Origin of the sequence: Lacinutrix sp. MedPE-SW (assembly GCF_001874145.1) — a bacterium.
In the GTDB taxonomy this organism is placed as follows: Bacteria; Bacteroidota; Bacteroidia; order Flavobacteriales; family Flavobacteriaceae; genus Lacinutrix.
Map to the genome: position 1 here is coordinate 83290 of NZ_MPCX01000009.1, position 14399 is coordinate 97688.

A 14399-nucleotide genomic window follows, 5' to 3' on the forward strand; every position below is an offset into this window, starting at 1 on the left:
ATTAAAAATTATGTCAACAAAAAATTGGCCCTTATGGGAAGTATTCGTAAGAAGTAAAAACGGATTAGAACATCGTCACTGCGGAAGTTTACACGCAGCAGATGAGGAAATGGCATTAGAAAACGCAAGAGATGTCTACACCAGAAGAAGCGAAGGTGTAAGTATTTGGGTGGTAGAATCTAAGCATATTACAGCATCCAATCCTGAGAATAATGGTGAAATGTTTGAACCTGCTCAAGATAAAGTATATCGTCATCCAACATTTTACGATTTACCAGACGAAGTAAAGCATATGTGATAAATCTTTGATTTGTCATCCTGAACTTGTTTCAGGATCTCATCAAATGAAACAATTAAAATGAAAAACGAAAACTTATACAAATACATACTTGGTATCGCAGACAATTCACTTATTCTTGGTCAAAGACTAGGAGAACTTACAGGTCACGGACCAAGCTTAGAAACAGATATTGCCTGTACAAATATTTCACTAGATTTATTTGGTCAAGTACGAAGCTATTACCAATATGCAGCAAAAATAGCTGGTGATAATAGAACCGAAGATGATATTGCAATGCTTCGTAAAGAAAGAGAATATGTAAATGTGTTATTGGTAGAACAACCAAATACCAATTTTGCATATACTATTGCACGTCAGTTTTTGTTCGATGTGTATCACTTTCTCTTTTTAACTCAATTAGAAAAAAGTAAGGATTTAACGCTTTCAGCAATTGCAACAAAGTCGCTAAAAGAAGTAAGCTATCATCAACGTTTTTCTACCGATTGGTTAAAACGATTGGGAGATGGAACAGCTGAAAGTAAAGAAAAAATGCAAGAAGCCATAGATGGTTTATGGACCTACACAGATGAGCTTTTTCATCAAACTGAAGCAGATAAAGCTATGGTTTCAGAAGGTGTTGGTGTAGATGTAACCAAACTAAAGGAAGCATATTACGAGAAAGTAGAAGCGGTTTTAAAAGAAGCAACTTTAACTGTTCCAGAATCTAAGTGGTTTCAAAAAGGAGGCAAACAAGGTATTCATACAGAACATTTAGGATATTTATTAAGCGATTTACAATACATGCAGCGTACCTATCCAAATATGGAATGGTAACAAATCATTGATTTGTCATCCTGAACTTGATTCAGGATCTCATAGAAAATAATATGACAACAACAGAGCAAAACATAGAATCAATATTAATTCCAATTCTGGAAAAAGTGTCTGATCCTGAAATTCCAGTATTATCCATAATGGATATGGGAGTTGTACGTTCTGCTGTCATCGAAAATAATAAAGTGAAAGTTCAAATCACACCAACCTATAGTGGTTGTCCAGCAATGGACGTGATTGGTGACGATATAAAAGCAGCTTTAAAAACCGCAGGATATGATTCTGAAATAGAATTAATCCTTGCACCAGCTTGGACAACCGATTGGATTACACCAAGAGGACGAAAAGCACTAGAAGATTACGGTATTGCAGCACCTTTAAATGCAGAAGCAGATAAAGACGTGTTGCTAAATGGAAAACGATTGGTAAAATGTACTAATTGTGGTTCCACAAATACAAGATTAGTAAGTCAGTTTGGTTCTACAGCATGTAAAGCACAATTTCAGTGCGACGATTGCCAAGAACCATTTGATTATTTTAAATGTCTCAAATGATAATTTGTAGTCATCCTTAACTTGATTCAGGATCTCATCAGCAAAAACAAAAGAGAGATTATTAAATAAAACGATTTGTCATTCCGCACTTGATGCAGAATTCAAAATAAAAAACATATGAGTAAAAGCATTCTTTTAAAAATAGAAAATAAAATAGCGTACATCACGCTAAACAGACCAGAAGTATTTAATAGTATAAATAGAGAAATGGCATTTTTATTTCAAGATACTTTAGATGCTTGCGCAGCAAATGCAGAAGTTAGAGCCATTGTAATCACTGGAGCAGGAAAAGCGTTTGGTGCTGGTCAAGATTTAAAAGAAGTTACAGATCCAGACTTAAATCCTGGTTTTAAAAAAATATTAGACGAGCATTATAATCCAATAATAATAAAAATCCGAGCGATTAAAAAACCAATTATCGCAGCAGTAAATGGTGTTGCAGCTGGAGCAGCAGCCAACATTGCCTTGGCCTGTGATATTGTTGTAGCACATGAAAAAGTGAATTTTATACAAGCATTTAGTTTAATAGGCTTAATTCCAGATAGTGCAGGAACGTATTTTTTACCAAGATTAATCGGTTTTCAAAAAGCGCAAGCTTTAGCCATGTTAGGTGATAAGATTGGAGCTGAAGAAGCAGAAAAAATGGGAATGATTTACAAAATGATTCCTTTAGAAAACTTTGAAGAAGACGTTAATAAACTCGCTTTAAAATTAGCAAACATGCCAACCTTAGCTCTAGGTAAAATTAAAGAAGCATTTAATGAGTCATTAACCAATACTTTAGAAGAGCAATTGGCTTTAGAATCTAAATTACAAATAGAAGCAGCAAGTAGTAATGATTATGCCGAAGGTGTTGCTGCATTTATAGAAAAACGTAAACCAAATTTCAAAGGCAATTAAATTGTCTTTATCCTGAACTCATTTCAGGATCTCATCTATTAAATAACAGTTTTGTCATTCCGCACGCGATGCGGAATCCATAAAAAAGAAATAAATGAACGTAGGAATAATAGGATCTGGTACAATGGGAAGTGGCATCGCACAAGTTGCTGCAACTGCTGGTTGTAAAGTAAAATTATACGATACCAATCAAGCGGCTTTAGATAAAGCTAAAGCGAGTTTGGAGAAAATTTTAAATCGTTTAATTGAAAAAGGACGAATAAATACAGAAGAAAAAAACAGAATTCAATCTAACATTTCTTACGTAGATAGTCTAAAAGATTTAGCTGATGCCAACTTAACGATCGAAGCTATTATTGAAAACTTAGATATCAAGAAAAAAGTGTTTTCAGAATTAGAAAGTTATGTTGCAGACGATTGTATAATCGCTTCAAACACATCTAGTTTATCTATAGCTTCTATTGCAGCTTCATTACAAAAACCAGAACGTTGCGTCGGAATTCATTTTTTCAATCCAGCACCTTTAATGAAATTGGTTGAGGTTATTCCAGCAATTCAAACCTCAAAAGAAGTACTTGAAAAATCAATTCAAACAATTAAAGACTGGAAAAAAGTAGTAGCAGTCGCTAAAGACACACCAGGTTTTATTGTAAATAGAGTCGCAAGACCTTTTTATGGCGAAGCTTTAAGAATTTATGAAGAAGGAATGGCGGATTTTGCAACTATAGATAATGCTTTAAAAAGCGTTGGTAAATTCAGAATGGGACCATTTGAACTTATGGATTTTATAGGAAACGATGTCAACTACACTGTAACCGAAACAGTATTTACAGCCTTTTATTTCGATCCAAGATATAAACCAGCATTCACACAAAAACGCTTTGCTGAAGCAGGATATTTAGGACGTAAGTCAGGAAAAGGCTATTATGATTATTCTGAAGGAGCTATAAAACCAGAACCAACAAAAGATGCAGCATTATCTGAAACTATTTTCAACAGAGTCTTAGTCATGCTAATTAATGAAGCAGCAGACGCACTATTTTTAAACATCGCATCTGCAGAAGATATAGACAATGCCATGACTAAAGGAGTTAATTATCCAAAAGGGTTATTGGCTTGGGCAGATGAAAAAGGCATCGATTGGTGTGTTAATAAAATGGATGAATTATATAACGAGTACCACGAAGATAGATACCGTTGCAGTCCATTATTACGTAAAATGAATAGAGAAAACAAAACGTTTTTTTAAATGAAAGGCGAAGCAATTCCACATAAAATGTTAAGGCAGGACGCCTACAGCACGTGGCTAGGAATAGAAATTCTAGAATGCGAAATCGGACGCTGTAAAGTAGCAATGACTGTAAGAAAAGAAATGCTAAATAGCATGGGTAAAGCACATGGCGGAATCAGTTATTCCTTAGCTGATACAGCATTTGGATTTGCAGCAAATACACATGGTAAATATGCCGTTTCTATTGAAACAAGTATCAACCACATCGAAGCATTAAATGAAGGCGATTATTTAACAGCAGAATCTGTAATAGAAAACGTAAAAAATAAATTAGGTTTCAATATTATTGAAGTCAAAAGAGGAGAAGAATTAGTTGCACTTTTTAAAGGTGTTGTTTATCGAACAAATAAAGATTGGGAAGAATAGTATAGAATTAAAGCACTAACAAAATTAAAAAGTCAAATCCCTATTTCAATTCATAGAATTGAACATTGAAATGCAGAAATAATGAATGAAGGAATGTAGATGCAAAGCGAAGCTTTAAGCACGTAATTCCGAAAGAGAATGTTGCTTTAGCAATTTCCTCATTTCAATATGATTTTTTGGTTCGTTTTGTATCAAGACAAAATGAATAGAAGAAAAAAGAAATAACAATATAAAAGCTCCTGTCTAAGCAGGCATTAATTATGAAAGAAGCATACATAATAGACGGAATTAGAACACCAATAGGAAACTACAAAGGCACATTATCTGCTGTTCGTACAGACGATTTAGGCGCTTTAGTAATAGAAGAAGTTGTAAAACGTAATCCAAACATCCCAAAAGAAGCATACGACGATGTTATTATGGGTTGTGCCAACCAAGCAGGAGAAGACAATCGTAATGTTGCACGTATGTCTTCACTCTTAGCAGGATTGCCATTTACAGTTCCTGGAGAAACCGTTAACCGACTTTGTAGTTCAGGATTGTCAGCAATTATTCATGCAAATCGTGCCATAAAAACAGGCGATGGAGATGTTTTTATTTCTGGTGGAGTAGAAAACATGACACGTGGTCCATACGTTATGGCAAAACCATCATCAGCATTTGGAGGAGATTCAAAACTATATGATTCTACTTTCGGATGGCGATTTGTAAACCCGAAAATGCACGAAATGTATGGCACAGATGGCATGGGAATGACTGCAGAAAACTTAGTAGAAAAATATAATATATCTCGCGAAGACCAAGACAAATTCGCACTTTGGAGTCAGCAAAAGGCAACCAAAGCACAAGAAAACGGACGACTAGCAAAAGAAATTGTTACTGTCGAAATTCCGCAACGTAAAAAAGACCCAATTCAATTTTCAAAAGATGAGTTTGTAAAACCAACAACATCTCTTGAGGTTTTAGGAAAACTAAGAGCAGCCTTTAAAAAAGAAGGCGGAAGCGTAACCGCAGGAAATTCTTCTGGATTAAACGATGGCGCTGCAGCAACCATTATAGCGAGTGAAGATGCAGTAAAAAAGTATAATCTTAAACCATTAGCAAAAATTGTAAGTTCTGCAGTGGTTGGTGTCGAGCCAAGAATCATGGGTATTGGTCCAGTGCAAGCGTCTAATAAAGCATTAGAAAAAGCAGGTTTAACCATGGACGATATGGATATCATCGAGCTTAACGAAGCCTTTGCAGCACAAGCTTTGGCCTGCATTCGCGCTTGGGGATTAGAAGATAACGACCCAAGAATTAATCCAAACGGAGGCGCTATTGCTATCGGTCATCCGCTTGGCGTTACAGGAGCAAGAGTGGCGTATTCTGCGGCTTTAGAGTTGCAGGAGCAGAATAAGAAATATGCGTTGATTACCATGTGTATAGGCGTTGGACAAGGTTATGCAGCAATTATAGAAAGAGTAGAATAAAGAAATTAGAAAATTGGCGATTCAGTTATAGGTTTTAGATTCAAAATGGCTGAAAGTCACCGTTGAAATGCAGAATAAAAAAATGAAATCGTTAAAAATTTTTGAAACCTTGGAAAAAATTTAGATTTCATTTTGAGGTTTTAAAACTGTGTAACAAGTTTTGAAAATTCCTCATTTCAACTTGAATTTTTGGTTCGTTTTGTTTCAAGACAAAATGAACATTAAGAAAAAAATAAATGAAAATACTAATTATAGGAGGAAACGGAACCATAGGCAAAAAAGTAACTGAAAGACTTTCAATAAAACATGAAGTTATAGTTGCTGGACGAAATTCAGGTGATATAAATGTCGATTTTTCAGAATCTAAATCCATTAAATCTATGTTTGAAACTATTGGTAAACTTGATGCTATTGTTGCTGTTGCTGGTGATGCAAAGTGGGATAAATTCAACAATTTATCAGAAGAGGATTTTTATATTGGTATAAAAAGCAAACTAATGGGACAGGTAAATACGGTTCGTATTGGTAAAGAGTTTTTAAACAAAAATGGTTCAATTACATTGTCAACAGGAATTTTGGCAGATGATCCAGTAGATATGACAACTAGTGCTGCTATGGTTAATGGAGGAATTCACAGTTTTGTAAAAGCTGTCGCTTTAGAGTTAGAAAACGGTATTAGAATAAATGCTGTTTCTTCAGATTTAGTAGAAGATGCTTACGAAAAATACAAAGATTATTTTCCAGGAAATACACCAGTGTCTATGGACAAAATTGTAGATGGTTATGTAAAATCTATCGAAGGAAAAATTACAGGCAGAATTTTAAGGATTCTCGCTTAACTAATTCCTGCGTAGGCAGGAATCTCTTAGTAAAAAGGAAATAAATTTTGGCTAAGAAAAGAACATAGCAAGTAAGTGCGTTAGGGATAGAGGCATTTGTTGAAGCTCTTTTTTGTTTTTCACAAAAAAAGCGACTGCCGAAAGCCCGACCTTTAGGTAACGCAAAAAAAATAGAAGTCTAATTTAATAGATACCCATTTTCGTGGGCATTAAGATGGAAAAGATAAAACATTACGTTCAAGGTTCTTGGACAACAGGAAAAGAAGAAGGAACACCAATTCTAGATGCAGTAACTGGTGAAGCATTTACTAGCGTTGCAATAGAAGGATTAGATGTTCCCGAAATTTTAAACTACGGACGAACAAAAGGAGGAGAAGTACTTCGTAAAATGACATTTCAAGAGCGTGGAAACATGCTTAAAAAATTAGCATTATATCTTACCAAAAGAAAAGATGCGTTTTACGATTTAAGCTATAGAACAGGAGCAACCAAAGTAGATAGTTGGATAGATATTGAAGGTGGTTTTGGTAACCTGTTTGCAAACGCGTCGTTACGAAAATTATTCCCTAATCAACCCTATCACGTAGAAGGCGATGCTATCGATTTATCTCGTGGCGGACGTTTTATGGCGCATCATATTATGGTGCCTAAAAAAGGAGTTGCAGTACATATTAATGCATTCAACTTCCCAGTTTGGGGCATGTTAGAAAAATGCGCAGTAAACTGGATGGCTGGAGTTCCTGCTGTTGTATTACCTGCACCTTCGTCATCCTATTTAGCAGAAGCAGTTGCAAGAACCATTATAGATTCAGGTATTTTACCAGAAGGCGCATTACAAATCATAAACGGAACGGTTAAAAATATTCTAGACACTGTAGAATCTCAAGATGTGGTTACTTTTACAGGTTCTGCACAAACCGGACGCTTATTAAAAGCGCATCCAAGATTGATTCAAGAATCTGTGCCTTTTACTATGGAAGCCGATTCTTTAAATGCGTCTATTTTAGGAGAAGATGCGGTTCCTGGGACACCAGAATTCGACTTGTTTATTAAAGAAGTTAGAAAGGAAATGACGGTTAAAGCTGGACAAAAATGTACAGCGATTAGACGCATCATTGTTCCTGAGAAATTAGTAGACGATGTGCAAACCGCATTAGCAAAACAGCTAGATAAAGTAACTATTGGAGACCCAAGATTAAAAGAGGTGAGAATGGGTTCTTTAGTTAGTCATCAACAAGTGCAAGCAGTTCGAGATTCGGTAAACGATTTATCTAAAGAAGCACAAATTGTATATGGTAATTTAGATGCAATTAAGACCATTGGAGCAGATGCTAAAAATGGCGCTTTTATTAGTCCGATTTTATTACGAGCTGATAACCCTTTTCAAAATACTGTCATTCACGAGCGTGAAGCTTTCGGACCAGTAAGTACCATCATGCCTTATAAAAACCTAGACGAAGCTATTACTTTGGCGCAAATGGGTAAAGGGTCGTTAGTGTCTTCTATTGCCACCAATGATGATAAAATCGCTAAGGATTATGTGATAAATGCAGCATCTCATCATGGTAGAATTTTAGTCTTAAATAGAGAAAGTGCGAAGCAAAGTACTGGTCATGGTTCGCCATTACCATATTTGGTTCATGGTGGTCCAGGACGTGCTGGTGGAGGCGAAGAAATGGGAGGCATGCGTGGTATTAAACATTATTTACAACGTACAGCTATTCAAGGTTCGCCAACAACTATTACCGAAATCACTGGAATTTACCAGCAAAATGCAAAATATAAGGAAGCAGAACAGCATCCGTTTCAATACCATTGGGAGGATATTCAACCAGGAATGTCATTAAAAACCCATAAGCGTACATTAACTGATAATGATATTCAAAATTTTGCCAATTTAACTTGGGATCACTTCTATGCACATACCGATATTACATCTTTAGACGGAAGTATTTTCGAAAAGAGAACAGCGCATGGTTATTTTATTATTTCAGCAGCAGCAGGATTATTTGTGTATCCAAATAAAGGACCAGTAGCAGCCAATTATGGCTTAGATAGTATCCGTTTTTTAAGACCATTATATCATAACGATACTATTTATGTACGTTTAACCTGTAAAGAAAAAGTAGATAGAGATGTTGCTTCTGCAGAACATCCAAGCGGAATCGTAAAGTGGCATGTTGAGGTATTTGATGCTAATTTTGAAAACCGTCCAGAAAGTCAGAAAACAGAAAAAGATAGTCCGTTAGTAGCTGTCGCAACCATATTAACGATGGTGGAGAAAAAGCAAGAAACCTTTGTGGAGATGACTTCGGAAAAAATTGACGAATGTCTTTCTAATTTAAAAGCAGATGCTAAACCTAAATGGGGAATTATGACGCCACAACACATGATTGAGCATTTAGAATATACTTATAAAATTGCTTCAGGTGAAATTCAAGATTTTGATGTCAATACACCAGAAAAGATTTTAGAGAAAGTACATCATAGTTTATATAACTACGATAAATTCCCGAAGAACAGCCAGTTTCCGCAGTTAGAAAAAGACACATTAGATGATTTAAAACATGCTGATTTAGAAACAGCAATTGAAAAATTTAAAGAGCAACGCGAAAAATATTTAGAATTTTATAAAGAGAATCCAGATGTTAAATTGAAGAATCTAGTCTTTGGTGAATTAAATAAATATGAAGCGTATTTATTAGAAAGAAAACATTTGAATCATCATTTTGAGCAATTCGGATTAATTTAAAAAAAAATAATCGTCATTCCGAACGTAGTGAAGGAATCTTTTAATGAGATTGCCACGTCCTTCGTCCTCGCAATGACAATAAAAAATAAAAATATGAGTGAACCTTATGTTAAGTTAGAAGTCAAAAACCAAGTAGGATACATAGAATTTTTTCATCCTGCTCACAATTCTTTGCCAGGTAATATTCTGGCTGAATTAGCACAAACGATAACCGATGCAGGAACAAACGATGCAATAAAAGTTATTGTGCTTAAAAGTGGAAAAGACAGAACATTTTGTGCTGGAGCAAGTTTTAAAGAATTAATTAATATTAATGATGCAGCAACAGGAAAAATTTTCTTTTCAGGCTTTGCTAATGTGATTAACGCCATGCGTAAATGTCCAAAATTTATAATTGGTCGCATACAAGGTAAAACTGTTGGTGGTGGTGTAGGATTAGCAGCTTCAACCGATTATTGTATGGCTTCAAAATATGCAGCAATAAAATTAAGCGAACTAAATATTGGAATTGGACCATTTGTTGTTGGACCAGCAATAGAGCGTAAAATTGGTTTAAGCGGTATGTCTCAAATCGCAATAGATGCTAATAGTTTTTATCCTGCAGAATGGGCAAAACAAAAAGGATTATTCACACACGTATTTGAAAGTAATGAAGAACTAGATGAGGCAGTTAAAGCAACAGCAGAACATTTATGTACTTATAACCCAGATGCCATGCAAGAAATGAAAAAAGTGTTTTGGCAAGGTACAGATCATTGGGATGATTTGTTGGCAGAACGTGCTGCAACTAGTGGAAAACTTGTACTTTCAGAATTTACTAAAGAAAAACTTAAAGGATTTAAATAAACTTTTAATTATTCAATGTAAATAATACTGTGTTTAGGTATAGTGATGCCTTGTTTTAAAACAACAAAGTTAGACGTTACAGCCCAAATAGTAGTATTTACGCTTATTAATTTATTGGTACTGTCCTTAAAGTAAATTTTTACTTTAGTTTTTAATAAGTTACCTAATTGAGAGGCGCGCTCTAAATAATGAGATCTAAGTTTTCTCTTTTTTGAACTTAGTAAAGTTTCTGTTTTAGAAAATTTTATTTGAGGTATGTCTTCTTTTTGTATAGTAAAAGATGATGTTGGGTAATTCATAAATTAAATTTTGTTAAGGAATAGTAAGTTTAAATATACAAAACCTTACATTTTATTGTCATTTTTATAAGTATTTAACATTTTTTAAAAAATTAAGTATTGTTATGGTTTATAGGTTTAAAGGTTACACACCAGTTGTTCACGAGTCAAGTTTTGTACATCCTTTGGCTGCAGTAACAGGAAACGTTATTATAGGCAAAAACTGTTACATTGGTCCAGGAGCAGCTATTCGTGGAGATTGGGGACAAATCATTTTAGAAGATGGAGTAAACGTACAAGAAAACTGTACAGTGCATATGTTTCCAGGTAAATCTATTACATTAAAAGAAAGTGCTCATGTTGGTCATGGAGCCATAATTCATGGAGCCAATTTGGGTAGAAATTGTCTAATTGGAATGAACACTGTAATTATGGATGATGCCGAAATTGGTGATGAAAGTATTGTTGGGGCTATGGCATTTGTAAAAGCTGAAACTATGATACCTAAACGTAGTTTAGTTGTAGGTAATCCTGCAAAAATAGTAAAGCAAGTAAGCGATGAAATGATTGCATGGAAAACAAAAGGAACAGCGTTGTACCAACAATTACCAGCAGATTGTCATGAGACATTACAAGAAGTTGAGCCTTTAAGAGAAGTGCCAGAAAATATGAAAATGCAAGAAGACGTTTATAAAACGCTTAGAGAAACTTTTAAAAAATAATATAGAATGTTGTATGTTGATTTAAATTATAAAACGGCACTCAAATCTATTACATTAGTTTCTTTTCCTGTAGAAAGCGTAATTAAACTTTGTACGTTTCCTAAATAAGGTAATAATGTTAATTTCGAAATAATAAAAGTCTCGTAAGCTTCAATATCTTCAACAACAAGTTTTAAAAGATAATCAAAATTACCGCTAACTCTGTGGCACTCTACCACTTCAGGAAAATTGTTTATTTCGTTTACAAATTTCTCTAAATAACTTCTGGTATGTCCTTGCAAAGTGATGCCAATAAAAACTGTAAGTTTTAGTCCTATTTTCTTTTTGTCTAAAACGGCAACATATTTTTTAATATAACCTTCTTTTTCTAATTTTTTAATACGCTCAAAAATTGGTGATGTAGTCATTCCTAATTCCTTAGCAATGCTTTTTGTTGTTCTATTACTATTCGCTTGTAGAATATTTAAAATTTGAGTGTCTATTTTATCAAGAGTATTTAACATAAGGAAATAATATTTTAAAGACGATTATATTTAGATGTAAAAGTAAATTATTCTTTTATTTTTATATAATTAAGAATAAAATTCTTTTTAAAATTTATTTTAAAGTTTTTAACAATTGCAGATTCTATTATTTATTATCTTTATTTCTTGAAATAAAAAGATATTTAACTTGAAGAATTTTGAATTAAAAATGCCCAAAATGGGCGAAAGTATAACAGAAGGAACCATCATCAATTGGTTAATTTCTGAAGGAGATAGTTTTGATGAAGGAGATATTATTCTTGAAGTAGCTACAGATAAAGTAGATAACGAAGTACCTGCGCCAGCATCTGGAATATTGGTTAAAACCTTATTTCAAGCAAAAGATGTTGTTCCTGTTGGAGAAGTAATTGCTGTGTTAGAGGTTTCAGAAGAGGTAAAATCTTCTAATAAAACAAAGGTCTCGTCAAACACTGTCGAGACGTCTCAAAAGAAACAAAAGACACCAAAAAGACCAAAACCAGTTCAGCAAGCATCAGCTTCAACTTCATTTTCAACATCAAATTCAAATACATTCTTTTCACCATTAGTACTCGAAATTGCTAAAGAACATCATATTAGTTTTGAAGAATTAGCCAGAATACCAGCAACAGGTCATGAAGGCAGATTGCGCAAAAGTGATGTGTTTCAATATATAGAAGAAGGCAGACCATACAAATTTGCACAACCAGTAGCCGAAAAAGATCCAACAGCATATCGCATTCCACAATTGCAATTCGATAAAGGCAAAGGAAAAGTGATTGAAATGGACAGAATGCGTCAAATGATTGCAGATCATATGGTGTATTCAAAACACACATCACCGCATGTTACAGCTTATGTTGAGGCAGATTTAACCAATATGGTAAATTGGCGAAATGCTAATAAAGTGGCGTTTCAAGAAAAGTATGGTGAGCGTTTAACCTTTACACCATTGTTTGTAGAAGCGGTAGCAAAAGCAGTAAAAGATTTTCCAAACATTAACGCTTCGGTAGATGGTAATAACATTATAGTAAAAGAAGACATCAATATTGGTATGGCAACCGCATTACCAAGCGGAAACTTAATAGTACCTGTAGTAAAAAATGCAGACACAAAAGATTTAAAAACCATTGCTAGCAATGTTAATGAACTGGCAGGAAAAGCAAGAGAAAATAAATTAGCAGGAGACGATATAAAAGGCAGTACGTTCACAATATCAAATGTTGGAACTTTTGGTAGCGTCATGGGAACACCAATAATAAATCAACCAGAAGTTGCAATTCTTGCCTTAGGAATTATTAAAAAACGACCAGAAGTTATCGAAACCGAAAACGGAGACGAAATCGCAATACGTAGCATGATGTATCTATCATTATCATTCGATCATCGTGTTGTAGATGGTTTCCTTGGTGGAAGCTTCGTAAGACGTGTAGCCGATTATTTCGAGCAATTTGATATCAATAGAGACATTTAATTCCTGCGACGTAGCAATCTCTTAGTAAAAGAGAGAGTATATTAATATAAATAGTATTGTCATTCCATATTTGATACGGAATCCACAATAAAAAATAAAGTTTAATTAATGAGATACCCACTTTCGTGTGGGCATAAAATTATGAAACATAACATTTCAATAACCACAGTAACCGAATCTAAAGTTAAAGGCATAGACTTTAACAATATTCCTTTAGGTACAACCTTTACAGATCACATGTTTATTTGTGATTATAACAACGGTGTTTGGGAAAATCCAAGAATAGAACCAATGGGAATGATTCCTACGCATCCAGCAGCCATGGCATTGCACTACGGTCAAGCCATTTTCGAAGGTATGAAAGCAACAGTAGATGCAGATGGAAACCCAATGTTATTTAGAGCAGATAAAAATGCAGCACGATTAAATACCAGTGCAGACCGTATGGGAATGCCACATTTCCCAACAGATTTGTTTGTAGAAGGCTTAACAAAATTAGTAGATTTAGAGCGTAATTGGATTCCACCAACCGATGGTAGCGCACTTTATTTAAGACCATTTATGTACGCAGACGAAGCCTTTATAGGTATGCGTGCAGCAACACATTATAAGTTTATAATCATGGCATCGCCGGCAGGACCATTTTTTAGTAAGCGCATTAGGTTGTGGGCCGAAAAACATTATATACGTGCCGTAAATGGTGGAACAGGAGAAGCAAAAGCAGCCGGAAACTACGCCGCAGCCATTCGTCCAACAGAATTAGCAAAAGCAAAAGGATTCGATCAAGTATTGTGGTTAGATGCTATCGAGCACAAATACATTCAAGAAGTTGGAACCATGAATATTTTCTTTAAAATCGACGGAAAATTCATCACACCAAATCGAGACGGTTCTATATTAGACGGAATCACGCGCATGAGTGTAATCGATATTTTAAGAGATAAAGGTTACCAGGTTACAGAGCGTAAAATAACTATAGACGAGATTCAAGAAGCGGCAAAAAATAAAACATTAGAAGAAGCTTTTGGTACAGGAACAGCCGTTGGTATTGCTTACATTCAAGACATTGGAGTAGGCGATGAGGTTATACACGTATCCAACGAAAGTCCAGTAGGTTTAGACGTTAACAATACTTTAAACGCCATTAAAACTGGTAAAATAGAAGATAAATTTGGTTGGATGCTAAAAGTAGAAAATCAGTTAGCTTAAAATATTTTGGGCGTTACCACAAGGGTCGCGCTTTCCGTTATATCTTTTTTGCTTTTAATGGCAAAAAAGGATGCCACAT

15 protein-coding genes are annotated in these 14399 nt (G+C 34.6%); 13 read left to right on the top strand and 2 right to left on the bottom strand.

What is annotated here, in order from left to right:
* Positions 1-10: 10 nt before the first annotated feature.
* The 10 genes from paaB (at position 11) to BM549_RS09795 (ending at position 10134) form a co-directional block, all read left to right on the top strand.
* Entirely contained in the window at positions 11-298 is a 288-nt protein-coding gene (gene paaB, locus BM549_RS09750; RefSeq protein WP_013870237.1) for a 1,2-phenylacetyl-CoA epoxidase subunit PaaB, read from the top strand.
* A 60-nt stretch (positions 299-358) separates the two neighbouring features.
* Complete coding sequence (paaC, locus tag BM549_RS09755) at positions 359-1114, top strand: 1,2-phenylacetyl-CoA epoxidase subunit PaaC (protein ID WP_290470088.1); 756 nt, start codon at positions 359-361, stop codon at positions 1112-1114.
* Between the two features lie 53 nt (positions 1115-1167).
* A complete protein-coding gene (gene paaD, locus BM549_RS09760) occupies positions 1168-1668 on the top strand; it encodes a 1,2-phenylacetyl-CoA epoxidase subunit PaaD (protein ID WP_013870239.1) in 501 nt (166 codons plus the stop codon).
* Between the two features lie 117 nt (positions 1669-1785).
* Positions 1786-2568 (top strand): enoyl-CoA hydratase-related protein, encoded by a 783-nt coding sequence (locus BM549_RS09765; protein WP_290470089.1) that lies wholly within the window; start codon positions 1786-1788, stop codon positions 2566-2568.
* Between the two features lie 94 nt (positions 2569-2662).
* Positions 2663-3817, top strand: a complete 1155-nt coding sequence (locus tag BM549_RS09770; RefSeq protein WP_290470090.1) for a 3-hydroxyacyl-CoA dehydrogenase NAD-binding domain-containing protein — start codon at positions 2663-2665, stop codon at positions 3815-3817.
* Entirely contained in the window at positions 3818-4225 is a 408-nt protein-coding gene (locus tag BM549_RS09775) for a hotdog fold thioesterase (RefSeq protein ID WP_290470091.1), read from the top strand.
* Positions 4226-4485: 260 nt separating this feature from the next.
* A complete protein-coding gene (gene pcaF, locus BM549_RS09780; RefSeq protein ID WP_290470092.1) occupies positions 4486-5697 on the top strand; it encodes a 3-oxoadipyl-CoA thiolase in 1212 nt (403 codons plus the stop codon).
* A 236-nt stretch (positions 5698-5933) separates the two neighbouring features.
* Positions 5934-6536, top strand: coding sequence for a short chain dehydrogenase (locus BM549_RS09785; protein WP_290470093.1), 603 nt, complete (start codon positions 5934-5936; stop codon positions 6534-6536).
* Between the two features lie 214 nt (positions 6537-6750).
* A complete protein-coding gene (gene paaZ / locus BM549_RS09790; RefSeq protein ID WP_290470094.1) occupies positions 6751-9288 on the top strand; it encodes a phenylacetic acid degradation bifunctional protein PaaZ in 2538 nt (845 codons plus the stop codon).
* Positions 9289-9381: 93 nt separating this feature from the next.
* Complete coding sequence (locus tag BM549_RS09795) at positions 9382-10134, top strand: enoyl-CoA hydratase/isomerase family protein (protein WP_092447800.1); 753 nt, start codon at positions 9382-9384, stop codon at positions 10132-10134.
* An 8-nt stretch (positions 10135-10142) separates the two neighbouring features.
* Here the strand turns inward: BM549_RS09795 and BM549_RS09800 are convergent, their stop codons facing one another.
* A complete protein-coding gene (locus BM549_RS09800) occupies positions 10143-10433 on the bottom strand; it encodes a hypothetical protein (RefSeq protein ID WP_290470095.1) in 291 nt (96 codons plus the stop codon).
* 104 nt (positions 10434-10537) lie between these two features.
* Between BM549_RS09800 and BM549_RS09805 the strand changes: the two genes are divergently transcribed.
* Positions 10538-11134 carry a transferase hexapeptide repeat family protein gene (locus tag BM549_RS09805; protein ID WP_290470096.1) on the top strand — a complete coding sequence of 199 codons (597 nt, stop codon included), beginning with the start codon at positions 10538-10540 and terminating at the stop codon, positions 11132-11134.
* A gap of 26 nt (positions 11135-11160) precedes the next feature.
* Here BM549_RS09805 and BM549_RS09810 read toward each other — a convergent pair whose 3' ends face one another.
* Positions 11161-11637: an Lrp/AsnC family transcriptional regulator gene (locus BM549_RS09810; RefSeq protein WP_290470097.1), complete on the bottom strand. Its 477-nt coding sequence runs from the start codon at positions 11635-11637 to the stop codon at positions 11161-11163.
* A 190-nt stretch (positions 11638-11827) separates the two neighbouring features.
* On the opposite strand from BM549_RS09810, the gene BM549_RS09815 reads away from it, so the two are divergent.
* Together BM549_RS09815 and BM549_RS09820 are read left to right on the top strand one after the other, a co-directional pair.
* Positions 11828-13111: a dihydrolipoamide acetyltransferase family protein gene (locus BM549_RS09815; protein ID WP_290470134.1), complete on the top strand. Its 1284-nt coding sequence runs from the start codon at positions 11828-11830 to the stop codon at positions 13109-13111.
* A gap of 141 nt (positions 13112-13252) precedes the next feature.
* Complete coding sequence (locus tag BM549_RS09820) at positions 13253-14320, top strand: branched-chain amino acid aminotransferase (protein WP_290470098.1); 1068 nt, start codon at positions 13253-13255, stop codon at positions 14318-14320.
* Positions 14321-14399 lie beyond the last annotated feature (79 nt).

What these genes read in the sequence shown, in the direction of transcription:
- paaB (WP_013870237.1), top strand. Translation starts at nt 11, where the DNA reads ATGTCAACAAAAAATTGGCCCTTATGGGAAGTATTCGTAAGAAGTAAA.
- paaC (WP_290470088.1), top strand. Translation starts at nt 359, where the DNA reads ATGAAAAACGAAAACTTATACAAATACATACTTGGTATCGCAGACAAT.
- paaD (WP_013870239.1), top strand. Translation starts at nt 1,168, where the DNA reads ATGACAACAACAGAGCAAAACATAGAATCAATATTAATTCCAATTCTG.
- BM549_RS09765 (WP_290470089.1), top strand. Translation starts at nt 1,786, where the DNA reads ATGAGTAAAAGCATTCTTTTAAAAATAGAAAATAAAATAGCGTACATC.
- BM549_RS09770 (WP_290470090.1), top strand. Translation starts at nt 2,663, where the DNA reads ATGAACGTAGGAATAATAGGATCTGGTACAATGGGAAGTGGCATCGCA.
- BM549_RS09775 (WP_290470091.1), top strand. Translation starts at nt 3,818, where the DNA reads ATGAAAGGCGAAGCAATTCCACATAAAATGTTAAGGCAGGACGCCTAC.
- pcaF (WP_290470092.1), top strand. Translation starts at nt 4,486, where the DNA reads ATGAAAGAAGCATACATAATAGACGGAATTAGAACACCAATAGGAAAC.
- BM549_RS09785 (WP_290470093.1), top strand. Translation starts at nt 5,934, where the DNA reads ATGAAAATACTAATTATAGGAGGAAACGGAACCATAGGCAAAAAAGTA.
- paaZ (WP_290470094.1), top strand. Translation starts at nt 6,751, where the DNA reads ATGGAAAAGATAAAACATTACGTTCAAGGTTCTTGGACAACAGGAAAA.
- BM549_RS09795 (WP_092447800.1), top strand. Translation starts at nt 9,382, where the DNA reads ATGAGTGAACCTTATGTTAAGTTAGAAGTCAAAAACCAAGTAGGATAC.
- BM549_RS09800 (WP_290470095.1), bottom strand. Translation starts at nt 10,433, where the DNA reads ATGAATTACCCAACATCATCTTTTACTATACAAAAAGAAGACATACCT.
- BM549_RS09805 (WP_290470096.1), top strand. Translation starts at nt 10,538, where the DNA reads ATGGTTTATAGGTTTAAAGGTTACACACCAGTTGTTCACGAGTCAAGT.
- BM549_RS09810 (WP_290470097.1), bottom strand. Translation starts at nt 11,637, where the DNA reads ATGTTAAATACTCTTGATAAAATAGACACTCAAATTTTAAATATTCTA.
- BM549_RS09815 (WP_290470134.1), top strand. Translation starts at nt 11,828, where the DNA reads ATGCCCAAAATGGGCGAAAGTATAACAGAAGGAACCATCATCAATTGG.
- BM549_RS09820 (WP_290470098.1), top strand. Translation starts at nt 13,253, where the DNA reads ATGAAACATAACATTTCAATAACCACAGTAACCGAATCTAAAGTTAAA.